Source organism: Streptomyces sp. NPDC034099 (assembly GCF_055575415.1).
Map to the genome: position 1 here is coordinate 339,760 of NZ_JBVISR010000007.1, position 23,743 is coordinate 363,502.

A 23,743-nucleotide genomic window follows, 5' to 3' on the forward strand; every position below is an offset into this window, starting at 1 on the left:
AAAACGTTGGCAGCCTTGGCACCGATGTTCACTTGTGACGTTTTCGCACGTCAGACACCCCCCGTCACAAGTCATTCACATCTTATACGTAGCTTAGAGACGGTCAAGAGTGATCAATGTGTTGTACATCATTACAACCCTTTGCGGTCACCTTGGCGTAACCGTTGTGAGGCATGGCCGTTCCGCTTTCAGATTCTGCTCCAGGGCGACAGCGAGAGCCCCGATCCGCTCTCCTGACGGGCCACTTTCGGGAAGCCCCGCGGATCGATCAGGACCATGACGATCCGGCCGTGACCGTCCCGGGCCAGCGCAGGGGAGCCCTGGCAGGGCTCGTCCAGGGACTGCCACCAGAAGCCGGCCTGCTCGTTCTCGGTGCCGCCCATGCCGAGCAGGACGGACTCGCCGTCACCCCGGCACGCGACCACCGTGCAGTCGTAGCCGTCGACCGGTGCGCGCAGCACCGCGTACCCTCCCTGCGTCGCAGCGCCGCCGAGAGGCATGGGCCAGCCGCCCTGCCGCCAGGCCGCGGTCCCTCCGAGCCTGGCGTCCGCCCACAGATAGGTGGCCCTGTCCGGCCCCGTCTCCAGGGCGGCCGCCGTACCGGGCACCGGGTTCAGCGCGAATCCACTGGGCTGCTCGAAGTCCTTGCCGGGCGCGGTCTGACGCCAGACGAACAGACCCGACTCGGCCGCGGAGCACACCTCGAGCCGCCCGCTGCCGAGCGCCACCGGGGTGGCCCGGGCGTCCAGGCCGACGCCGCCCAGGTTCTCCCACAACTTCCACTTGCCGTTCGGGCTCTCGCGGCGCAGGGACAGCCCGCCCTGCGCGTTGCGCACGAAGACGTGCACGGTGCCGTCCCGGGCCACGGCCGCGGCGGGCGGGCCGATCTCCCAGCCCTGGTCCCAGTGCTTGTAGTGCGGGTTGCCTATGGAGAACCAGTCGGTGAAGGCCAGTCCGGTCTGGTACTGGATCGCGTGGGCGATGTCGACGACGCGCTGACCGCTGGAATGATTCCGGTCCCTGCGGGCGAGGAAATGCACATACCGGTTCGCGCCCTGCGCCACGGTGAGATGCGTGAGCGCTTCCACCGCGACGAAGTGCGGACCGCTCCAGGAGGGGCCGCCGACCGCTGTCTCGGTCCAGCGCAGCAGACCTCCGTCGGTGACGGCATAGAGGCTGAGCCGCCCGTCACGGCCGAGAGTCAGCCAGTCGCCGTGGGCCGCTCGGGCCACCGGCCCTTGCTGTTGCTCGTCCGTGCGGCTCGCGGGGCCTGCCGACCTTCTCCGCATAGCCTGGTGCACCTTCCTGGTGTCAACGCGTTCCCCACCTGGGGGTCTACGAAAATCCGGAACATCATACGCCGACCGTTCACTTGTTCTTCGAGCCGTCTCCACACGGCCGGGACCTGCCCACGGGGCAGCCGCTCCGCCCGACATTCCCCAAAGTGTGACGAGCCGTCTATAGTTCTCGGGCACCTGTCCGATTCATCGTGGCCTCTCGGCCTCCCCCCTCCGATGACACATCTCGGGCACCTCGCCTGTGCGCCTGTGCCTGCCCCGGTCAAGCGGGCCTTCTGTGTCGTACGACCTGGAACGCATCGACGCGGCCCACCCGACCCGACCGCCTCGCGGTCACGCCCGACCGGCGGGCACGGAGGAACGAGCTGGATGAGCACCGACACCCACCGGACCGACCACGGCCACCCGGAGACGGACCGCCCCTCGCCGCCCGGGCGCGGCAACGGGCACCGCGGGTCCAGGAAGCGCAAGCGGCGCTGGGGGCGCATCACCCTCGTCGTCCTGCTCCTGCTCGTACTCGCCGCGGGTGGCTACGGGTATTACCTGTACCGCGACCTCAACGGCAACATCGACGGCGTCGACATCAACGACGCGATCGGCAAGGACCGGCCGGAGAAGCTCCCCACCTCCGGGCAGAACATCCTGATCCTCGGTTCCGACTCGCGCGCGGGCGACAACGCCGGACTGAACACCGGCAAGGTCGCGGGGGCCCGTTCGGACACGGCGCTGGTGATGCACATCCCCGAGGGGCGCAAGGAGGCCGTCGCCGTCAGCATCCCGCGTGACACCCTGGTGACCCGGCCCGAGTGCACCAAGCCGGACGGCTCCGAGGTGGCCTCGGCCGAGCGTGTGATGTTCAACTCCGTCTACTCGCAGGTCGGTCCGGCCTGCGTGGTCAAGACGGTGGAGAAGATGTCCGGGGTCCGCATGGACCACTACGTGGAGATCGACTTCGCGGGCTTCAAGGACCTGGTGGACGCGATAGGCGGCGTCACCGTCACCGTCGACCAGGACATCCACGACAAGTCCAGCGGGCTCGACCTGACGGCCGGTACGCACAAGCTGAACGGCACCGACTCGCTGGCCTTCGTACGCACCCGGCACGGCATCGGTGACGGCAGCGACCTCGGGCGGATCGGGCTCCAGCAGGAGTTCATGATCGCCTTGCTGAGCGAGATCAAGAAGCAGGACCTCCTGGGCAGCCCGACCAAGACGTACAAGATCGCCGACACCCTCACCGCGGCCCTGACCACCGACTCCGAACTCGCCTCGCTCACCGCGCTCGCGGACTTCGGACGCAGCCTGAACGGGGTCGACCCGTCGACGATGGAGACCATCATGCTGCCGGTGGCGTACGACAAGATCGACCCGAACCGGGTGGTGGCCGCTCAGCCGCAGGCCTCCACGCTGTGGAAGGCGATCCGCGGCGACAAGGAGATCCCGGAGTCGGCGAAGAAGTCCCCCGCGGGCGGCAAGACTTCCTGACCCGCCACCGGTAGGTCCACCAGGGGGAGAAGGCCGTCAGGGCCCTCTCCGCCGGTTCCCGCCGTTCTCAGACCGCCCCCCAAGCCCCCAGCGCCAGCCCCGCCTCGTCCTTCCGGCGGGTCAGCAGCAGTTGGCCGGACGACGGGGACAGGGTCGCCGCCACCAGGCGGCCGTCGGTGTCCAGGGCCAGGGAGACGGTCGCGTCGGACGGCAGGGCGGGGCCCGACTCGGTCCAGGCCGCGCCCATCTCCTCCAGTTCCGTGGGGTACGCGGCGAAGGCGACACGGCCGCTGGCCGCCGAACGCTGGGCGAGCAGCGTGCAGTCGTGGCCGTCTATGACGGTGCGGACGGCGGCCACGGGGCCGGGGCCGGCGGCGGCCACCAAGGGGGTCGGTTTGCCACCGGGGCGCCAGGCGCACAGCTCACCGGAGTCGTCGTCGGTGAAGAAGACCGTGGTGCGCTCCCCGGAGGTCGCCAGGGCGCGCAGGGTGCCCGGGCGGACGGCCGCGTCGAGGCGCTCCCCCAGCACCGGTCGCGCACCCGGTTTGTCCTGGCTCCAGTGCAGGATGCCGCCCTCGACGGGCGCGTACAGCTCGACCAGGCCGGAGTCGGCCGTGACGGCCGCGGGCGACTCCTGGACGCCGCGGCCCTTCAGGTCCCGCCAGGGCTCCCAGCCGCCCTTCTCCTGCTGGGCCACCATGCTCATGCCGCCGCCGCCGTTGCGGACGAAGACATGGGCGCGTCCCTGCGCGTCGACCGCGACGGCGGGGGTTCCGGTACGGCCGCCCTGCTTGTTGGGGTGGCCGGCCGGCTGCCAGTCCAGGGGCGCGAGCAGCGGCCGGAAGTGCGTGGTGTGCACCAGGGCACAGCGGTCGGCACCGGTCGGGCGCCAGGCGACCAGGTGGGCGTAGCCGTCGGGGCCCCGGCCGGCCGCGAGGCCGCCCGGGTGCAGTTCCTGGTCGCCGCCCATGCGGCGCGGGCCCTCCCAGGGGCCCGCGGGCGTGCGTTCGGCGCGCCACAGGGCGGCGTCGTTCGACGGGAGGTACACACTGAGGCGGCCGTCGCGGCCGAGGAGAAGCCAGTCGCCATTCACCGCATCACTCTAAGCGGGACCGTCGGCTCCGTGTCGGTCGGGTACGGCCGAAGGCGCTGGGGGGCGGACGGCGCGTGCGACCCTGGCGGGATGGAAGAGAACGCGTCCCTGCTCGTGGTCGTCGACGCCGCGAACGTGGTCGGTTCGGTGCCCGACGGCTGGTGGCGGGACCGGCGCGGGGCCGCGGAGCGGTTGCGGGACCGGCTGGCGGCGGACGGGGTGCCGGGGCGGTCCGGGCCGGTGGAGGTCGTGCTCGTCGTCGAGGGCGCGGCCCGCGGGGTGGAGTCCGTGGCCGGCGTACGGGTGGAGTCCGCGCCCGGCAGCGGGGACGACCACATCGTCGAGCTGGTCGCGCGGACGGCGGGCGGCCGTCCCGTCCTGGTCGTGACGGCCGACCGCGGGCTGCGCCGCCGGGTGACGGAGCTGGGCGCGCAGGTCGCGGGGCCGAGGACGGTGCGGCCCGGGTGAGGCCGGAGCGCGCACCCGGGCCGGCGCTGCGCGCGCTCCGCCGATCACGCGGTCCCGCGACGGGCTACGGACCCTTCGGGGCGGGCGGCTCGGCCGGCGCCTCCTCGCCGCGGGCCAGGCGGCTGTGGGTGCGGCCGTAGAGGAAGTACACGACGAAGCCGATCGCCATCCAGACGGCGAAGCGGACCCAGGTCTCGGCGGGCAGGTTCAGCATCAGCCACAGCGAGGCGGCCACGGACACGATGGGCAGCAGCGGGACCAGCGGGGTGCGGAAGGCGCGGGGCAGGTCGGGCCGGGTCCGGCGCAGGATGATCACGCTGATCGCGACGATGACGAAGGCGAAGAGCGTACCGATGTTCACCAGCTCGGCCAGCTCGCTGAGGCTGGTGAAACCGGCGACGATCGCGATGATCACGCCGAGCAGGATGGTCGGCCGGTAGGGGGTGCGGAACTTCGGGTGGACATGGGAGAAGAAGCGCGGCAGCAGTCCGTCGCGGCTCATCGCGAAGAACACCCGGCTCTGGCCGAGGAGCAGGATCATGCAGACCGTGGTCAGGCCGACGGCGGCACCGAAGCTGATCACACCCGAGAAGAAGGGATGCCCCGTGGCCTTGAACGCGTCCGCGAGCGGGGCGTCCACGGAGAGCTTGGTGTAGTGCTGCATGCCGGTGACGACGATCGAGACCGCGACGTACAGGACGGTGCAGATGATCAGGGAGCCGAGGATGCCGCGGGGCATGTCGCGCTGCGGGTTCCTGGTCTCCTCGGCGGCCGTGGCGACGATGTCGAAGCCGATGAAGGCGAAGAAGACGACCGAGGCGGCCGTGAAGATGCCCATCACGCCGAAGTTGGCCGGTGCCCAGCCGAACATCAGCTGGATCAGTGGTGAGTGCAGTCCCCCGCCCGCCTCGACGGGCTGCGACTTCGGGATGAAGGGGTCGTAGTTGGCGCTCTTGACGAAGAAGGCGCCCGCGATGATCACGATGAGGACGACCGCCACCTTGATGGCGACGACGAGCGAGGTGATCCGCGCCGACAGCTTCATGCCGAGCACGAGGATGGCGGTGAGCACCAGCACCAGGGCCGCGGCGAGGATGTCGAAGCCGAAGCCCTCCGCGCCGTCCCTGCCGCCCAGCGCGGCGGGCATGTGCCAGCCCGCGTTGTCCAGCAGCGAGCGGATGTAGCCCGACCAGCCGACGGCCACCACCGCCGTGCCGAGCGCGAACTCCAGGACCAGGTCCCAGCCGATGATCCAGGCGGGCAGTTCGCCCAGCGAGGCGTAGGAGAAGGTGTACGCGGAGCCGGCCACCGGGACGGTGGAGGCGAACTCGGCGTAGCACAGCGCGGCGAGCGCGCAGACGACTCCGGCGACGACGAACGCCAGGGCCACGGACGGCCCGGCGTTGTTCTTGGCGACCGTGCCGGTCAGTACGAAGATGCCGGTGCCGATGACGACGCCGATACCGAAGACGGTCAGGTCCAGCGCCGACAGGGATTTCTTGAGCGCGTGCTCGGGTTCCTCCGTGTCACGGATGGACTGCTCGATCTTCTTGGTCCTGAAGAGGGTGTTGCTCACGGGGACCTCCCACGCTTGTCGTCCTCGACATGATCGAGAGGGGGCGTACTGCGTATGCCCCGGCGTGGGCGATTTCACGCGGATGGGCCGGTTCCCCCACTGCAACGAGTGGCGGAACCGGCCCATCCGGCCCAGTGCGGAGTGCGGACGTCAGTCGCGCGCGGCCTCCACCTGTTCCACCTCGGCGCCCGCGCGGTCGTACTTGCCGTCGAGCTTGGCGACCAGACCGGTGACCTGGCGCGCGATGTCGGGCGCGGTGAGCCCGATCTCGGCCAGCACCTCGGCGCGGGAGGCGTGGTCGAGGAAGCGCGGCGGGATGCCGAAGTCGCGCAGCGGTACGTCGACGCCGGCGTCGCGCAGGGCCTGGGCGACGGCGGAGCCGACACCGCCGACGCGGGAGTTGTCCTCGACGGTGACGACGACGCGGTGGCGCTCCGCGAGCGGGGCCATGGCCTCGTCGACGGGCTTGACCCAGCGCGGGTCGACCACGGTGGTGGAGATGCCCTGCTTGTTCAGCAGGTCGGCGACCTCCAGGCACATCGGCGCGAGGGCGCCGACGGAGACCAGGAGCACGTCCGGCGTGTCGGTGCCGGGGGCGCGCAGCACGTCCATGCCGCCGACGCGGCCGACGGCGGGTACGGCGGGGCCGACGGCGCCCTTGGAGAAGCGGACCACGGTCGGCGCGTCGTCCACCGCGACGGCCTCGCGCAGCTGGGCGCGGACCTGGTCGGCGTCGCGCGGAGCGGCCAGGCGCAGGCCGGGGACGACCTGGAGGATCGACATGTCCCACATGCCGTTGTGGGAGGCGCCGTCGGTGCCGGTGACGCCGGCCCGGTCCAGCACGAAGGTCACGCCGCACTTGTGCAGGGCGACGTCCATCAGGACCTGGTCGAAGGCGCGGTTGAGGAAGGTGGCGTACACGGCGAAGACCGGGTGGACGCCGCCGTGGGCGAGCCCGGCCGCGGAGACCGCGCCGTGCTGCTCGGCGATGCCGACGTCGTAGACGCGGTCCGGGAAGGCCTTGGCGAACTTGTCGAGGCCGACCGGCTGGAGCATGGCCGCGGTGATGGCGACGACGTCCTCGCGCTCCTTGCCGAGCTTGAGCATCTCGTCGCCGAAGACGCTGGTCCAGTCGGCGCCGGAGGTGGAGATGGGCAGGCCGGTGTCGGGGTGGATCTTGCCGACGGCGTGGAAGCGGTCGGCCTCGTCCTGGAGGGCGGGCTGGTAACCGCGGCCCTTCTCGGTGAGGCAGTGCACGATGACGGGGCCGCCGAAGCGCTTGGCGCGGGTGAGGGCGGACTCCAGGGCCTCCAGGTCGTGGCCGTCGATCGGGCCGACGTACTTGAGGCCGAGGTCCTCGAACATGCCCTGCGGGGCGATGAAGTCCTTCAGGCCCTTCTTGGCGCCGTGCAGGGTGTCGTAGAGGGGGCGCCCGACGACCGGGGTGCGCTCCAGGACCTCCTTGGTGCGGGCCAGGAAGCGCTCGTAGCCGTCGGTGGTGCGCAGGGTCGCCAGGTGGTTGGCGAGGCCGCCGATGGTGGGCGCGTAGGAGCGCTCGTTGTCGTTGACGACGATGACCAGGGGGCGGTCCTTGGCGGCGGCGATGTTGTTCAGCGCCTCCCAGGCCATGCCGCCGGTGAGGGCCCCGTCACCGATGACGGCGACGACGTGGTCGTCGCGCTCCAGGACCTGGTTGGCCTTGGCGATGCCGTCGGCCCAGCCGAGGACCGTGGAGGCGTGGCTGTTCTCGATGACGTCGTGCTCGGACTCGGCCTGCGAGGGGTAGCCGGACAGGCCGCCCTTCATCTTGAGCTTCGAGAAGTCCTGGCGGCCGGTGAGCAGCTTGTGCACGTAGGACTGGTGGCCGGTGTCCCAGAGCACCTTGTCCTTCGGCGAGTCGAAGACGCGGTGCAGGGCGAGGGTGAGTTCCACCACGCCGAGGTTGGGGCCGAGGTGGCCGCCGGTCTTGGAGACGGCGTCGACGAGGAAGGTACGGATCTCCTCGGCCAGCTGAGTCAGCTCTTCCAGGCTGAGCCGGTCCAGATCGCGCGGTCCCGTGATGCGGGTCAGCAGCGGCACCCGTGCCTCCTTGCAGTAGAGCTGTTGCCGGGCTCGTCGAGTCTAATGTTCCGCCCCGGCGGAACGTGTCCGGGCGGTGCGTCGTACGTCACGCGTTCGGCCTTACCCAGGGGCGGGCCGTTCTACGTCTTCCCGGTCCGCGTCTTCCCGGCCCGCGTCCGCCGGCACGGCGCCGTCCGCTTGGGGACACCTTTACCCGGGTGGTCCAGTCCACCGGGCGCGCGGTGTCCAGGCCGGGTGGCGCCCGGCCCGGCCGATTGGTCTAGTCCCATTCTGGTCCAGACCATTGCGTCCCCCGGTGCTCCGGCGATATCCCCGTACCCGGCAACACCCCAGCACAGCACGGGAATCGACGTTCCTCCCCACACACACCGGGACTGACATGAGACGCATGCGTTCCATCCGCGCGGCCCTCACCGCGGCCGCCACCACCGTGGCCGCGGTGGGCCTCGCCCTGTCCGGCACCGGCCCGGCCCAGGCGGCGACCCCGCTGCCGGACCGGGTCTTCGCGCCGTACTTCGAGGCCTGGACCGGCGAGAGCCCGTCCGCGCTGGCCGCACAGTCGGGCGCCAAGCACCTGACCATGGCCTTCCTCCAGACGGCGACACCGGGCTCCTGCACGCCGTACTGGAACGGCGACACGTCGATGCCGATCGCGCAGTCGACCTTCGGTGCCGACTTCGACACCATCCAGGCGAACGGTGGCGACGTCATCCCCTCGTTCGGCGGCTACACGGCCGACACCACCGGCACCGAGATCGCCGACAGCTGCACCGACGTCCAGCAGATCGCCGCGGCCTACGAGAAGGTCATCACGACCTACGACGTCTCCCGGCTCGACATGGACATCGAGATCGACGCGCTGGACAACACCGCGGGCATCGACCGCCGCAACAAGGCCATCAAGCTGGTCCAGGACTGGGCCGCCGCCAACGGCCGCGACCTCGAGATCTCCTACACGCTGCCCACCACCACCCGCGGCCTCGCGAGCAACGGCGTCGCCCTGCTGGAGAACGCGGTCAAGAACGGCACGAAGGTCGACGTCGTCAACCTGATGACGTTCGACTACTACGACAACCAGCAGCACGACATGGCCCGGGACACGCAAACGGCGACCCAGGGCCTGCACGACGTGCTGGCCCGGCTCTACCCCGGCAAGTCCTCCGCCGACCTCTGGCACATGATCGGCGTCATCGAGATGATCGGCGTCGACGACTTCGGACCGGCGGAGACCTTCACCCTGGCCAACGCCCGCACGGTCTACGACTGGGCACTGAAGCAGGGCATCAACACGCTGTCCTTCTGGGCGCTCCAGCGGGACAACGGCGGCTGCGCGGGCGGCGCGGCGGCCGACAACTGCTCGGGCATCCAGCAGAACACCTGGGACTTCTCGCACGTCTTCGCGCCCTTCACCAGCGGCGGCACCGCCCCGGCGAACGACTTCTCCCTCTCCGCCACCCCGGCCTCCGGCACGGTGACCGCGGGTGCCTCGGCCACCACCACGGTGAAGACCGCGGTGAAGACCGGTGAGGCGGAGACGGTGCAGCTCAGGGCGAGCGGGGTCCCGGCGGGAGTCACCGCCTCGTTCAGTCCCGGCTCGGTCACGGCGGGCGGGCAGTCGACGCTCACCCTCTCCACCACCGGCCAGGCCGTCTCGGGGACCTACTCCGTCACCGTCACGGGCACCAGCCCGTCCGGCAGCCACAGCACCACGTACGCGCTGACCGTCACCGGCGGCAACGGCGGCCAGTGCACCGCCGCCCCGTGGAAGTCGGGGGCGGTCTACACGGGCGGGCAGCAGGTCTCCCACGAGGGGCACACCTGGAAGGCCAAGTGGTGGACGACCGGCGAGGAGCCCGGGACCACCGGCCAGTGGGGCGTCTGGCAGGACCTCGGCGCCTGCTGACCACCACGGGCAAGGACCCGTACGACAGAGCGGTCCGCCCGCCGGCCCAGGGCTCAGCCGGGCGGGCGGGCGGACCGTCGTCGGCCGTGCGGGACGCTATGCGCGGCCGGCCGTCTTCTGCGTCTTGCGGGTGATCGCGTCGATGACGACGGTCGCCAGCAGCACGCCACCGGTGATCATGTACTGGACCGGCGAGGCGATGCCCTCCAGGGCGAGGCCGTACTGGATCGAGACGATGACCATCACACCGAGCAGCGCGTCCCAGGTGCGGCCGCGGCCGCCGAACAGGGACGTACCGCCGATCACGGCCGCGGCGATGACGTTCATCAGGAACTCACCGGTGCCCGCGCCCTGGTTGGCGGAGGCGATCTTCGACGCCACGAAGAGGCCGCCGATCGCCGCGAAGCCGCCGGCGATCGCGAAGACCGAGATCCGGACCAGCTCCACGTTGATACCGGCACGGCGGGAGGCCTCGACGCTGCCGCCCAGCGCGAAGATCTTGCGACCGTAGGCGGTGCGGCGCAGGACGAAGTCCGTGAGCAGCAGGAACGCCAGGAAGATCACCACGGCCAGCGGCAGGCCCTTGTACTGGTTGAAGACGATCGCCACGGCGAAGGCCAGGATCGCGAGCAGCACCGTGCGCACGATGATCTCGTTCAGCGGCCGGGACGGGACCCCGGCGGCCTCGCGGCGGCGGTTGTCGAAGAACGCGGCGAGGAAGTACCCCGCGGTCACCACGACCGCCAGGCCGTAGGCGGCGGCCACGTCGCTGAAGTAGTAGCTCGTCAGCTTGACGACGACGCCGTCGGAGTCGAGGTTGATCGTGCCGTTGTCGCCCAGGATCTGGAGCATGAAGCCCTGCCAGAACAGCAGTCCGGCGAGCGTCACGGCGAAGGCCGGGACACCGATGCGGGCGAAGACGAAGCCGTGGATGGCACCGGCGACGGTACCGGTGAGGATCGCCAGCAGCAGGGCGAGCCACTCGTTCATGCCGTGCGTGACGCTCAGCACCGCGAAGGTGGCGCCCGCGACACCGCTGACCGAGCCGACCGAGAGGTCGATCTCGCCGAGCAGCAGGACGAAGACGATACCGACGGCGATCATGCCGGTGCCGACCATGGCGACCGACATGTCGGAGAAGTTACCGGCGGTGAGGAAGTTGGAGTTCAGGCTGGTGAAGATGGCCCAGATGATCAGCAGACCGACGACGACCGGTATGGACCCGAGGTCACCGGCCTTCATCTTCCGCTTGAACTCGCCGATGTAGCCGGCGAAGCCCTGCTCGCGCACCAGCAGCCGGGGGTCGACGGCCGTGACGGCGGCGGCCGCCGCGTCGGTGTTCTCCACCGCGCTGTCCGCGGCGGGGGTGGAGGTCTTGTCGATGCTCACTTCTTGATCTCCCCATTTGCGCGTGCCGCACGACGGGTCACGGCGTTCTCCGTGGCGCCCGTGATGGCGGAGATGATCTCTTCCTGCGAGGTCGACTTGACCTCGAAGACGCCGTTGTTGCGCCCGAGGCGCAGGACGGCGACCTTGTCGGCGACCGCCTTGACGTCAGCCATGTTGTGGCTGATGAGGATGACCGCGTGGCCGCGCTCGCGCAGCCGCTCCACGAGGTCGAGGACCTGCGCGGTCTGCTCGACGCCGAGGGCGGCGGTGGGCTCGTCCAGGATGACCAGCTTGGGCTCGCCGAGCATGGACCGGGCGATCGCCACGACCTGGCGCTGACCGCCGGAGAGGGAGGCGATCGGGATGCGGACGCTGGGGATGCGGATGGACAGCGTGTCCAGGAGCTCGCGGGAGCGGCGCTCCATCTCCACCTCGTCCAGGACGCCGCGACGGCGGATCTCCCGGCCCAGGTAGAGGTTGCCGACGACGTCGATGTTGTCGCACAGCGCGAGGTCCTGGTAGACCGTCGCGATGCCGAGGCTCTGGGCGTCGTGCGGCCTGTTGATCGAGACGGCCTTGCCGTCCCACTCGATGGCGCCCTCATCGATGGGGTGCACGCCGGCGATCGTCTTGACCAGCGTGGACTTTCCGGCGCCGTTGTCACCCACCAGGGCGACCACCTCACCGGCGTGGACCTCAAGCTCTACCTCGGTGAGCGCCTGGACGGCACCGAATCGCTTGGAGACCCCGCGCAACGCCAGCACGGGCGTAGCGGACACGTGAACCATCTCCTTCGCCGCCTGACCCGGCGGGAGGTTGTGCAGAAGTATTGGGGGGGGTGTTCCGTCCGGCGCCCCGCGTAGCTTGCGGGGCTGATGAGTGCGGGGCGCCGGAGGAGCTGGGGCGGCCGGTCCCGGGCGGCTCAGCCGGCCCTGGACGTCGGGTCCGCCTACTTGAGGCCGATCTTGTCGCAGGCGGCCTTGTACTTGTCGGTGCAGATCTCGTCGACCGTGTAGAAGCCGTCCTTGATGACGGTCTCCTTGATGTTGTCCTTGGTCAGCGAGACGACCGGGACGATGACCGCGGGGATGCCCTTGGCGGTGGCGGAGTCGACCTTGTCGTTGGCGATGGAGTCGAGGGACTCGCCCTTGGCGAGCGCGACGGCCATCTCGGCCGCGGTCTCGGCCTCCTTCGGGTACGACTTGAAGACGGACATGTACTGCTCACCGGTGACGATGCGCTGCACACCCGCGAGCTCGGCGTCCTGGCCGGTGACCGGGACGTTGGAGATGCCGGCGGCCTTCAGGGCGGTGATGATGCCGCCCGCCATGCCGTCGTTGGCGGAGTAGACGCCCTGGATCTTGTCCTTGCCGAGGGCGGAGATGGCGCCCTCCATGTTGGCGTTGGCGTTCTCCGGCTTCCACTCCTTGGTGTCGTACTCGCGGCCGACCTTCACCTTGCCGTCGAGGGCGGCGTGCGCGCCCTGCTTGAACTGGGCGGCGTTCGGGTCGGTGGAGGAGCCGTTCATCATGACGATCTGGGCGTCCTTGGCCTTGTCGCCCAGCGCCTGGAGGAGCGCCTCGCCCTGCGTCTTGCCGACGGTGACGTTGTCGAACGAGGTGTAGGCGTCGATGGGGCCCTCGGCCAGGCGGTCGAAGGCGACGACCTTGATGCCGGCGTCCTTGGCCTTCTTCACCGAGCCCGCGATCGCCTTGTAGTCCACCGCGTCCACGATCAGCACGTCGACATTGTTGGTCACCATCGTGTCGACCTGCTGGTTCTGCAGGCTGGCGTCCTGCTTGGCGTTGGCGTAGACGACCTCGCCCTTGTTGTTCGTGAGCTCCTTGACCTTCTTCTCGATCATGGGCTTGTCGAACTTCTCGTACCGCGCGGTCTGGTTCTCCGGAAGGAGCAGGCCGACCTTGATGTCGTCGCCCTTCTTCGCGGCCGAGTCGGACGAGTCGTTGCCGTCGCCGGATTCCTTGGCACTGCCACAGGCGGCGAGCGAGACGGCCATGGCACCGGCGGCGAGAGCAACGGCGGCACGACGCATACGCGTGTTCACTTCACAAACCTCCCTGACGAGGCCGCGTCGTTGCGGCCGAGGTGGCTGGAAGTCAACTCGGCCACACGTGCGACGTCAAGAAGTAAATCCTTAACGAGATGACAACGGTGCCATCCGTGCTCTAAGTGAAGGCAGGCGTAACCGCCGGCAGAGCGCCGGTCGCAGATCCGTCCAAGAGCGTCGAATCGCCCATCTCGCTCAGCGCGAGGGCGAGGGCTCCCAGCACCTCCGCACGGCCCCCAAGTGCCCCGGGAAGCACCGAGAGTTGCCGCGCCGCGCTGGGGATGGCGTAACGCCCCACGGACTCCCTTATCGGCCCGAGCACCAGCTCACCGGCCTCGGCGAGATCGCCGCCGAGGACGACTCGGCTCGGGTTGAGCAGGTTGCAGAGGTTGGCGACTCCACTGCCGATGTGGCGGCCGACGTCGGCGATCACGCGACGGCAGCCAGGGTCACCGTCCCGGGCCAGCCGCACGACGCCCTCCATCGTCAGATCGGTGCCGTGGCCGGGCTGCAGGAGCGGAAGCACATAGCGTGCTGCCGCGAAGGTCTCCAGGCAACCCCGGTTTCCGCACCGGCAGACGGGACCGGCCTCGTCGAGTGTGATATGCCCGATTTCGCCCGCTGTGCCGCCGGGTCCGCGGTAGATCTTCCCGTTGATCACCAGACCGGCGCCGACGCCGCTGGCGACCTTGATGTACGCCAGGTCCCGCACCCCCCGGCCGCTGCCCCAGACCAGCTCGCCCAGGGCGCCCAGGTTGGCGTCGTTGTCCACGTGCACCGGCACGCCGAGCCGCCCCCGCAGCTCCTCGGCGGGCCGGGTGCCGCCCCAGCCGGGCAGGATGGCGGTCGAGCCCAGCGTCCCGGACTCCACGTCGATCGGACCGGGCACGCCCAGACCCACCCCGGCGATCTTGGCGCGGTCCACGCCGGTGGCCGCGATCAGTCGGCTGACCAGCTGTTCCGCCCGGTCGAAGCCCTGGTCCGAGGAGGCGTCGACGTCCAGCGGCTCGGACTCCTCGGCGAGCACCTGGTGGGCGAGGTTGCCGAGGGCGACGCGCAGGTGGGTGTGGCCGAAGTCCACGCCGATGACGATGCCGGCGTCCCCGCTGAGCGAGACGCTGCGGGCCCGGCGGCCGCCCGCGGAGGTGGGCGTGACCTCGACGGTCCCGCCGTCCTTCAGTTCCCGGACGATGTTCGAGACCGTGGCCGCGGACAGGCCCGTCGTCCTCGCGATCTCCGCCTGCGTGAGCGAACCGGCGAGCCGTACCGCCCGTACGACGCGTTCCAGGTTGGCTCGGTGCAGCGACGACTGCGACCCGGGAGTCTCCACGACGACCTCCTGCGCGCGGGGCCGCTTCGATGAGGCCCCTTCCATGTCCAACTAGTGAACTCTAAGCTGAGCCGTTCGGGTCACCTCCCGTCAAGAGGTTGAACCGCATCCGGGTCTCCTCTGTGGTCCTCCCCGCCCACACGAGCATGCCGCCCCCGGGCTCCGGGAGCGGCATGAGCGAGGTGTCCGGTGCGCTACTTCAGGGCGCCCGCCGTGAGGCCCTGGACCACCTGGCGCTGGAAGACGATGTACGCGGCCAGCACCGGCAGCATCGCCATGACCAGGCCGGCGAACAGGCCCGACCAGTCGCCCTTGTACCCCTGGCTGACCGCCAGCTGCACCAGGCCCTGGGTGAGGACGTGCTTGTCCGGGTCCGTGTTCAGCACGGTCGGCAGCATGTACTGGTTCCACTGGCCCAGGAAGTTGAAGATTCCCACGCTGATCAGACCGGGCTTGGCCATCGGCAGCATGACCTGGAAAAAGGTCCTCGAGTGGGAGGCGCCGTCCACGAAAGCGGCCTCCGCCACCGATGTGGGCAAGGACCGGAAGAACCCGGTCAGGAAGAACACCGTGAAGGGCAGCGAATAGGCGATGTAGACCAGGATCAGCCCGTGGATGGTGTTCAGCATCCCCATGTTGTCCACCACGTAGAACAACGGGACCAGTGCGAGCATGATCGGGAAACTCATGCCGGCGATGAACAAGTAATAGATGAACCGGTTGCCGGGAAAGTCGAACCGGGCCAGCACATAGGCCGCCATGGAACCCAGCACCAGGGTGCCGACGAGCGAACCGCCGACCACCAGGACGGTGTTGAGGAAATAGTCGCTCATGTGCGCCTGGGACCAGGCCCGCGACCAGTTGTCGAAGTGCAGCTTGTCGGGCAGCGCCCAGGGCGAGCCGAAGATGGAGGCGTCGTCCTTGAAGGAGGTCATCACCGCCCACACCAGCGGCAGGCCGACCATGATCGCCCAGATGACGAGGACGCCGTGGGAGAAGACGTTGAGGGTGGTGCCCTCCTTCTTCCCCTCCTTCAGTCCGCCGGGGGCGGCCTGGGCCTTGATGACGGGCGTACCGGGTTCGGCCGGTACGGGGGCGGGGGTCTCGGTCGTCTTCATTGATCAGTACTCCAGCCGCTCGCGCCGGCCCAGCCGCATCACGACGGCGGCGAAGGCCAGCGTGACGACGAGCAGGGCGACGCCGATGGTGGTGGCGTAGGCGGCCTGACCGTCACGGAACGCCTTCTGGTACACGTACAGGACCATGACGGTGGTCGAGTAGTCGGGTCCGCCGGGGCCGGTCGTCATGATCTGCACGACCGCGAAGGACTCGGCGCCCAGCGCGAGGATGCCCATGTAGACCCAGCCGGACTGCACGGTGTCCCACAGCAGCGGCAGGGTCACCTTGAAGAAGGTGGTGGCGCGGTTCGCGCCGTCCAGCAGCGCGGCCTCGTACAGCTCCGCCGGGATGGAGGCCATGCCCGCGGAGAAGAGCACCACGAAGAAGCCGACCGTCGACCAGACCAGCACCGCCATCACGCACCACAGGGCGATGTCGGGGTCGCCGAGCCACAGCGGCTGGACGGAGCCCAGGCCGATCCCGCGCAGCAGCGAGTTGATCGCACCGCTGTCCGGGTTGTACGCGAACTGGAACAGCAGGGCGACGATCGCGATCGACAGCACCTGCGGGAAGAAGTAGACGATCTTGTAGAAGCCGGAGCCGCGCACACCGGTGATCGCCGGGCCGCCGCGGCGGCGCCGTCCGCCCACGTTGATCATGAAGGCGAAGAAGAGCGCCAGGCTGAGTGTCACCAGCGGCACCAACAGCGCGAACATCACGCTGTGTTGCAACGACTTCCAGAAGATGTCGTCGTCGAGCATCCGCGAGTAGTTGTCGAAGCCGACCATCTTGAACTCGGGGCTCAGCCCCGTCCAGTCCGTGAACGAGTAGTAGATGGACTGGATGAACGGCCAGATGACGAAGAGCGCGTACAGTCCCAGGGGAACCGCCAGGAACCCCACGATGAACCGGTACTTGCCGTGCTGCATTGCTACCGACCCCGATCTGCGCGCGGGTGGCGCCGCCAGGGCCCGCCCGGCGCGGTGGCGCCGGACAGGCCCTGGTGACGCGTCCTCACTGGTGCTTGTAGTGCTTGATCGACGAGTCCTTGGCGGCTTCGTCGGCGTAGCCCTGGATCTTCTTGATGGTCTCGGCCGGGGTCATCCGGCCCGCCATCATCTCGCCCAGGCAGGAGACGCCGATCTTCTCCTTCTGGAGCTGCACGTACCAGTCCTGCATGCGCGGGTTCACCACGTTGTCGCCCGCCAGCTCCAGCGCCGCGACGCCCGACTTGAGGCCCGGGGTCAGCTCGATGCCGTCGGTGCCGCCGTTGTAGGCGCTCAGGGACTTCACCTTGCTGGTGAAGTTCTTGGAGGACGCCTCGCTGAGCATGATGCGCAGCTGCTCCATGCCGCCGGCGCCGTTGGCGGCCTTGGCCGGGACGATGAAGGGCTCGCCGCCGGACGCCCAGATGGTGCCGAAGGGCATCTTGTCGGAGTCGTCGATGCCGGGCGGCGCGGAGACGGCGAGGTCGAAGTCGGCGGGGATGACCTTGGCCGACTCGTTCTCCACCCAGGAGCCGTTGGGGATGAACAGGGCCTTGCCCTTGGCCCACGCGGTCTGCGACTGGATGTGGTCCAGGCCCGGGGTGCCCTTGAGGATGTAGCCCTTCTTGTACAGCTCGTACCAGGCCTCGAAGACCGTCTTGACCGCCGGGTGCTTCCAGGCGTTCGGCTCCAGGTTGTCGATCGCGTCGAGCACCTCGCGGCCGCCGACCTTGGCGATCATCGGGGACATCGAGAAGGGGATGTAGTACGGGTACTTGCCGGCGTAGGTCCAGCCGGCCATGCCCTTCTTCTTGGCCTTCTCGCAGACCGCGAGCATCTCGTCCCAGGTCTTGGGGTACTCCGCGTCCAGGGAGTCCAGGGCCTTCTGGGAGTACCAGTTGCCGTACACCGTGTAGGCGTAGTACATGATCCAGACCGGGTCGCCGTCGAACTGGCCCATCTCCACGATGCCGGGGCGCAGCGTGTCGCGGACCTTCTTGTTCGGGTCGTCGTAGGACGGGGCGTCGAGCAGCGGGGTGAGGTCGGCGAGCTGCTTCTTGCCGACCAGGACGCCCATGTCCATCTGCTCCGCGCCGGAGTTGTCGACGAGGTCGGGCGGGTTGCCGCCGTTGAAGCGCGGCTGGAGGGTGGACTGGATCTTCTGGGTGGCGGCGAACTTCACCTTGGCCTTCGGGAAGGCCTTCTCGTACAGCTTCACGGCGTCCTCGGCGTACTCCTTGCCGAAGCCCCCGTCGAAGAGGACGAATTCCATCTGGGCGCTGTCGTTGACCGCGAGCGGGTTCTTGGCGGACTTCTCGCCCGCCTCGGCCTTCTTCTGGTCGTCCCCGCCGCCGCTCGCGCAGGCGGACAGGAAGCCCATCGTGGGTACGGAGATCAGGCCGAGCGCGGCGGACCGCTTGATCAGATCGCGGCGGCCGACGCCCGTACCGTTGTTCTCGGCGGAAGTGGATCCCATGCTCAAGTCCTCGCCTTCTCCAGGACTCAGGCGGTGAACCGGATCCTCCCCGGCACCGCGATCGGGTCACGCTGGGTCGTGCAGGAAATGCGGGTACTGCTGTGCGGTCACAGATACTGTCACCGCTGTTCGGGCGCCTTGGACGGTTCCTCGTCGCGGTTCCCCCCGTATCCCCCGGTGGCCGACAGGTATAGTCCACTTTCCGTCGGCGGAGCAAGATCGAATGCAAGGTTCGCGGTACGTCTTTTCCGAGTTGAGACCTCCCGGAAATATGAGCGGCCTGTGCGCCGCATGCCGTAGGAATCCCTGCCATAAGCCCCGAACGCCACATCCAACACCCTTGACATCACATGCCACTTGACCCCTACTGGTCCTTGCGCAGCTGATTTGACAACGTTGTCCCACGCGCAGGGAGGGTGGCCAGGACATGCAGTACAGAGTTCGGCACAGATGGGGTCCGGCGGTCGTCATGACGACCGCCTTCGCCTTGGCGGTGGGTTCCCAGGGGGCGGCGGTCGCACTGCCGGACGCGCCCGCCAAGGCCGACCGGGAGTTCGCGTCGTCCTTCGAGGCCGACGACCCGGCTCCGGACTGGACCGACACCGTCGACACCGGCGCGGGCGGCGGCAAGCGGGCCTCCGGCGTGGACGGCGGATACAGCACCGGCATACCCGGCAACGTCACCGAGAACGTCACCGGCGTGCGCGCCAGCGCCGAGAACACGGGCGGCCGGGAGGTGAAGGAGAACCTCGTCGACAACGAGCCGGCCACCAAGTGGCTGACCTTCGCGCCCACCGGCTGGGTGGAGTTCGACCTCGACGCGCCGACGAAGATCGCCAAGTACGCCCTCACCTCGGCCAACGACCACGACGAACGCGACCCGCTGGACTGGACCCTGAAGGGGTCGGCCGACGGCGAGAACTGGCAGACGCTGGACACCCGCTCCGGGGAGCACTTCGGCGAGCGCTTCCAGACCAAGACCTACGAACTCGCGAAGAGCGCCGAGTTCCAGCACTTCCGGCTGGAGATCACCAAGAACAACGGGGCCGGCGACGCGCTCCAGCTCGCCGACGTGCAGCTGGCCACCAGCGCCACCGAGGTCCCCACACCCGAGGACATGCTCTCCTTCGTCGACGAGGGCCCGGTGGGCTCGCCGACCGCGAAGGCGAACGCCGGGTTCACCGGCACCCACGCGCTGCGCTACGCGGGCCGGCACACCGCGGACGGCCGGGGCTACTCGTACAACAAGGTCTTCGACGTGAACGTCGCGGTCGACCGGCGCACCGAGCTGTCGTACAAGATCTTCCCGTCGATGGCCGACGGCGACCTCGACTACGACGCCACGAACGTCTCCGTCGACCTCGCCTTCACCGACGGCACCTACCTGAGCGACCTCAAGGCCACCGACCAGCACGGGTTCCCGCTGACGCCGCGCGGTCAGGGCGACGCCAAGATCCTCTACGTGAACCAGTGGAACAGCGTGAAGTCCGGGATCGGTTCGGTCGCGGCCGGCAAGACCGTCGACCGGATCCTGGTGGCGTACGACTCCCCCAAGGGCCCGGCCAAGTTCCGCGGCTGGCTGGACGACGTGGAGATCGAGCGGGCCGCGCCGGAGCGTCCCAAGGCCCACCTGTCCGACTACGCGCTCACCACCCGCGGCACCAACTCCAGCGGCAGCTTCTCGCGCGGCAACAACTTCCCCGCGACCGCCGTGCCGCACGGCTTCAACTTCTGGACGCCGGTGACCAACGCCGGGTCGCTCAGCTGGATCTACGAGTACGCGAGCGGCAACAACGACGACAACCTGCCCACGGTGCAGGCGTTCGCCGCGAGCCACGAGCCGAGCCCCTGGATGGGCGACCGGCAGACCTTCCAGGTGATGCCGTCGGCCGCCTCCGGCACCCCGGACACCGGCCGGGACGCCCGCGAGCTGGCCTTCCGGCACGAGAACGAGACGGCCAGGCCGTACTACTACGGGGTGCGGTTCGAGAACGGCGTCAAGGCCGAGATGGCGCCGACCGACCACGCGGCGATGATGCGCTTCACCTACCCCGGTGACGACGCGAGCGTCATCTTCGACAACGTCAACGACCAGGCCGGTCTGACCCTGGACAAGGAGAACGGCACCTTCACCGGCTACTCGGACGTCAAGTCCGGCGGCTCCGCCGGTGCCACCCGCCTCTTCGTCTACGGCGAGTTCGACAGCAAGGTCACCGGCGGCGACTCCAGCGGCGTCAAGGGTCACCTGCGCTTCGACGCCGGCCGGGACCACGCGGTGACGCTGCGCATCGCCACCTCGCTGATCAGCGTCGACCAGGCGAAGGACAACCTGCGCCAGGAGCTGCCGAAGCGCGCCTCCTTCGACAAGGTCAAGCGCGACGCCCAGAAGCAGTGGGACCGGATCCTCGGCAAGGTCGAGGTCGAGGGCGCCACGCAGGACCAGCTGACCACGCTGTACTCCGGCCTCTACCGGCTGTACCTGTACCCGAACGCGGGCCACGAGAAGGTCGACGGCAGGTACAAGTACGCCTCCCCGTTCTCCAAGGCGGTCAAGGAGAACACGCCGACCGAGACCGGCGCCAAGATCGTGGACGGCAAGGTCTACGTCAACAACGGCTTCTGGGACACGTACCGGACCGCCTGGCCCGCGTACTCCTTCCTCACCCCGTCCCAGGCCGGTGAGCTGGTCGACGGCTTCGTGCAGCAGTACAAGGACGGCGGCTGGACCTCGCGCTGGTCCTCCCCCGGCTACGCGGACCTGATGACCGGCACCTCCTCCGACGTGGCCTTCGCCGACGCCTACGTCAAGGGCGTCGACTTCGACGCGAAGGCGGCGTACGACGCGGCGGTCAAGAACGCCACCGTCGTGCCGCCGTCCTCGGGCGTGGGCCGCAAGGGCATGGAGACCTCGCCGTTCCTCGGCTACGCCGGTACCGAGACGCACGAGGGCCTGTCCTGGTCGCTGGAGGGCTACCTCAACGACTACGGCATCGCCAAGATGGGCGAGAAGCTCTACAAGGAGACCGGCGAGAAGCGGTACAAGGACGAGTCCGCGTACTTCCTCAACCGCGCCCAGGACTACGTCAACCTCTTCGACGCGAAGGCCGGCTTCTTCCAGGGCAAGGACAACAAGGGCAACTGGCGCGTGGCCTCCGAGAAGTACGACCCGCGCGTGTGGGGCTACGACTACACGGAGACCAACGGCTGGGGCTACGCCTTCACCGCCCCGCAGGACAGCCGGGGCCTGGCCAACCTGTACGGCGGCCGGGACGGCCTCGGCGACAAGCTCGACGCCTACCTGTCCACCCCGGAGACCGCTTCCCCGGACCTGAAGGGCTCCTACGGCGGGGTCATCCACGAGATGGTCGAGGCGCGGGACGTCCGCATGGGCATGTACGGGCACTCCAACCAGGTCGCCCACCACGCCCTGTACATGTACGACGCGGCCGGGCAGCCGTACAAGACGCAGAAGAACATCCGCGAGGTGCTCCAGCGGCTGTACACCGGCAGCGACATCGGCCAGGGCTACCACGGCGACGAGGACAACGGCGAGCAGTCGGCCTGGTTCTTCTTCTCCTCGCTCGGCTTCTACCCCCTGGTCATGGGCAGCGGCGAGTACGCCATCGGGTCCCCGCTGTTCACCAAAGCGACGGTGCACCTGGAGAACGGCCGCGAGCTGGTCGTCAAGGCGCCGAAGAACAGCACGAAGAACGTCTACGTGCAGGGGCTGAAGGTCAACGGCAAGCGCTGGAACTCCACTTCGCTCCCCCACTCGCTGATCGCGAAGGGCGGCGTCCTGGAGTTCGACATGGGCGCGAAGCCCTCCTCGTGGGGCACGGGCGAGAAGGCGGCGCCGCCGTCGATCACCGAGGACGACGAGGTGCCGACCCCGCGCACCGACGCGATCACGGGCCGGGGCGCGCTGTTCGACAACACCTCGGCGACGGACGCGAACGTGACGTCGGTGGACCTGCCCGTGTCCGGCGAGGGCGCCAAGGCGGTCCAGTACACGCTCACCTCGTCGGCGGACCGCACCAAGGCCCCGACCGGCTGGAAGCTCCAGGGCTCGGCCGACGGCAGCACGTGGCGGACGCTGGACGAGCGCTCCGGCGAGTCCTTCGCCTGGGACCGGCAGACGCGCGCGTTCTCGGTGAAGTCGCCGGGCTCGTACGCGAAGTACCGGCTGGTCCTGGACGGCGAGCACACGCTGGCGGAGGTGGAGTTGCTGGCCTGAAGACGAAGGTGAGCGGGGAATGACGCTGCGGGGTACGCCGGGTGACCGGCGTACCCCGCAAAAGGTTGTACGCCCCACGTTGCGCTTGCGTACCTGTTCTGTACCGCTCTCGTCCTCGGTCGTAAATCTGGTTGACCCGTGAACGTCATGTGTAAGGATCACGAAGTATCCCGGGATCTCGCGGACTTACCCGTTCGTGGTCCCTTCCGCATGACCAGATGGAGGACCCACGTGGCCAAAAGCTCTGGCCTGAACACGCGTCGCGCACTGGCGCGTGCCACGGCTGCGGCGCTCACTGCCGCACTGGTGGCGACCGGTGCGAGCAGCGCCGTCGCCGCGGACGAGCCGGGAGCCAGCGCTTCCCGGTCGCACCTCGACGTGAAGCCGTCGGGTGGCGAGAAGTACGGCACCTCCGCCATGCCCGGAGACGCTCCGATCAACCCGGTGTTCGGTGTGGACGGCGCGGGTGACCTGTGGAGCTACGACCCCGACTTCGAGGGGGGGCTGGACGCTCGCTGGGACGCCGGCTACGGCTGGCAGACCGCCCGCGCCATGACGCAGGTCGACCAGGACTCCGATGGATTCTCGGACGGCCTCTGGCACGTCACGTCCGGGGGCCAGCTCTACTGGGCCCCTTGGAACACCGAGGAGCACACCCTCGTCGGCAACGGCTGGAAGATCTACAACCAGGTGTTCTCCGGTGCCAACCTGGGTGGTGCCGGCGCCGACGACCTGCTCGCCCGCGACGGCTCCGGCTACCTGTACCTGTACCTCGGCTACGGCAACGGCAAGCTGACCCAGCGCTACAAGGTCGGCGGCGGGTGGAACTCCTACACCCACATCACCGGCAAGGGCGACCTCACCGGTGACGGCAAGGCCGACATCGTCGCCAAGGACAAGTCGGGCGTGCTGTGGCTCTACAAGGGCACCGGCAACTACAAGGCGCCGTTCACGTCCCGCACCCGCGTCGGCGGTGGCTGGAACACGTACAACAACATCCTCTCCGTCGGCGACATCGACATCGACGGCATCACCGATGTGGTCGCGCGCGACAAGAACGGTGCGCTGTACCTGTACAAGGGCACCGGCAACGCCGCTTCCCCGTTCAAGTCCCGGGTGAAGATCGGCAGCGGTGGCTGGAACACGTACCGCCTGATGTTCTAAGGGCGTACGCGACGCCTCTTCGAGGCGGACAAGCGCGAGGGCCGCACCCCCGTCACCGGGGATGCGGCCCT

The 23,743-nt window shown here is 69.0% G+C and carries 16 protein-coding genes; 5 read left to right on the top strand and 11 right to left on the bottom strand.

Annotation, left to right across the window (positions count from 1 at the left end; translation table 11 throughout):
• Nucleotides 1-188: 188 nt before the first annotated feature.
• Nucleotides 189-1,232, bottom strand: coding sequence for a PLL family lectin (locus ACZ56V_RS22215; RefSeq protein WP_467380783.1), 1,044 nt, complete (start codon nt 1,230-1,232; stop codon nt 189-191).
• 435 nt (nt 1,233-1,667) lie between these two features.
• On the opposite strand from ACZ56V_RS22215, the gene ACZ56V_RS22220 reads away from it, so the two are divergent.
• Entirely contained in the window at nt 1,668-2,783 is a 1,116-nt protein-coding gene (locus tag ACZ56V_RS22220) for an LCP family protein (protein ID WP_467380781.1), read from the top strand.
• Nucleotides 2,784-2,850: 67 nt separating this feature from the next.
• Here ACZ56V_RS22220 and ACZ56V_RS22225 read toward each other — a convergent pair whose 3' ends face one another.
• Nucleotides 2,851-3,876, bottom strand: a complete 1,026-nt coding sequence (locus tag ACZ56V_RS22225; protein WP_468944560.1) for a DUF8189 domain-containing protein — start codon at nt 3,874-3,876, stop codon at nt 2,851-2,853.
• A gap of 90 nt (nt 3,877-3,966) precedes the next feature.
• Between ACZ56V_RS22225 and ACZ56V_RS22230 the strand changes: the two genes are divergently transcribed.
• Nucleotides 3,967-4,344, top strand: coding sequence for a PIN domain-containing protein (locus ACZ56V_RS22230; protein ID WP_468944563.1), 378 nt, complete (start codon nt 3,967-3,969; stop codon nt 4,342-4,344).
• A 64-nt stretch (nt 4,345-4,408) separates the two neighbouring features.
• On the opposite strand, the gene ACZ56V_RS22235 is transcribed toward ACZ56V_RS22230, so the two are convergent.
• Complete coding sequence (locus ACZ56V_RS22235; RefSeq protein WP_356364603.1) at nt 4,409-5,920, bottom strand: amino acid permease; 1,512 nt, start codon at nt 5,918-5,920, stop codon at nt 4,409-4,411.
• Between the two features lie 150 nt (nt 5,921-6,070).
• Entirely contained in the window at nt 6,071-7,999 is a 1,929-nt protein-coding gene (dxs, locus tag ACZ56V_RS22240; RefSeq protein ID WP_398913729.1) for a 1-deoxy-D-xylulose-5-phosphate synthase, read from the bottom strand.
• A gap of 382 nt (nt 8,000-8,381) precedes the next feature.
• Between dxs and ACZ56V_RS22245 the strand changes: the two genes are divergently transcribed.
• Nucleotides 8,382-9,905 carry a glycosyl hydrolase family 18 protein gene (locus ACZ56V_RS22245; RefSeq protein WP_468944568.1) on the top strand — a complete coding sequence of 508 codons (1,524 nt, stop codon included), beginning with the start codon at nt 8,382-8,384 and terminating at the stop codon, nt 9,903-9,905.
• A gap of 96 nt (nt 9,906-10,001) precedes the next feature.
• Here the strand turns inward: ACZ56V_RS22245 and ACZ56V_RS22250 are convergent, their stop codons facing one another.
• The 7 genes from ACZ56V_RS22250 to ngcE all read right to left on the bottom strand — a co-directional run bounded on the left by ACZ56V_RS22250 (nt 10,002) and on the right by ngcE (nt 18,274).
• Nucleotides 10,002-11,294, bottom strand: coding sequence for a sugar ABC transporter permease (locus ACZ56V_RS22250; protein WP_398913733.1), 1,293 nt, complete (start codon nt 11,292-11,294; stop codon nt 10,002-10,004).
• Entirely contained in the window at nt 11,291-12,082 is a 792-nt protein-coding gene (locus tag ACZ56V_RS22255; protein ID WP_198601322.1) for an ATP-binding cassette domain-containing protein, read from the bottom strand. Before ACZ56V_RS22255 ends, ACZ56V_RS22250 begins: the two co-directional genes overlap by 4 nt.
• 161 nt (nt 12,083-12,243) lie before the next feature.
• Nucleotides 12,244-13,347 carry an ABC transporter substrate-binding protein gene (locus tag ACZ56V_RS22260; protein WP_467381117.1) on the bottom strand — a complete coding sequence of 368 codons (1,104 nt, stop codon included), beginning with the start codon at nt 13,345-13,347 and terminating at the stop codon, nt 12,244-12,246.
• Nucleotides 13,348-13,480: 133 nt separating this feature from the next.
• Entirely contained in the window at nt 13,481-14,692 is a 1,212-nt protein-coding gene (locus ACZ56V_RS22265; protein ID WP_467380775.1) for an ROK family transcriptional regulator, read from the bottom strand.
• Between the two features lie 194 nt (nt 14,693-14,886).
• A complete protein-coding gene (locus ACZ56V_RS22270; protein WP_398913737.1) occupies nt 14,887-15,810 on the bottom strand; it encodes a carbohydrate ABC transporter permease in 924 nt (307 codons plus the stop codon).
• A gap of 3 nt (nt 15,811-15,813) precedes the next feature.
• On the bottom strand, nt 15,814-16,740 hold the full coding sequence (locus ACZ56V_RS22275) for a carbohydrate ABC transporter permease (RefSeq protein WP_398913739.1): 927 nt from the start codon (nt 16,738-16,740) through the stop codon (nt 15,814-15,816).
• Nucleotides 16,741-16,825: 85 nt separating this feature from the next.
• Nucleotides 16,826-18,274, bottom strand: a complete 1,449-nt coding sequence (ngcE, locus tag ACZ56V_RS22280; protein ID WP_398913741.1) for an N-acetylglucosamine/diacetylchitobiose ABC transporter substrate-binding protein — start codon at nt 18,272-18,274, stop codon at nt 16,826-16,828.
• Between the two features lie 427 nt (nt 18,275-18,701).
• On the opposite strand from ngcE, the gene ACZ56V_RS22285 reads away from it, so the two are divergent.
• Both ACZ56V_RS22285 and ACZ56V_RS22290 read left to right on the top strand, forming a co-directional pair.
• On the top strand, nt 18,702-22,508 hold the full coding sequence (locus ACZ56V_RS22285) for a GH92 family glycosyl hydrolase (RefSeq protein ID WP_468944574.1): 3,807 nt from the start codon (nt 18,702-18,704) through the stop codon (nt 22,506-22,508).
• A gap of 231 nt (nt 22,509-22,739) precedes the next feature.
• Complete coding sequence (locus ACZ56V_RS22290; RefSeq protein ID WP_398913745.1) at nt 22,740-23,672, top strand: FG-GAP repeat domain-containing protein; 933 nt, start codon at nt 22,740-22,742, stop codon at nt 23,670-23,672.
• The last annotated feature ends 71 nt before the right edge of the window (nt 23,673-23,743 follow it).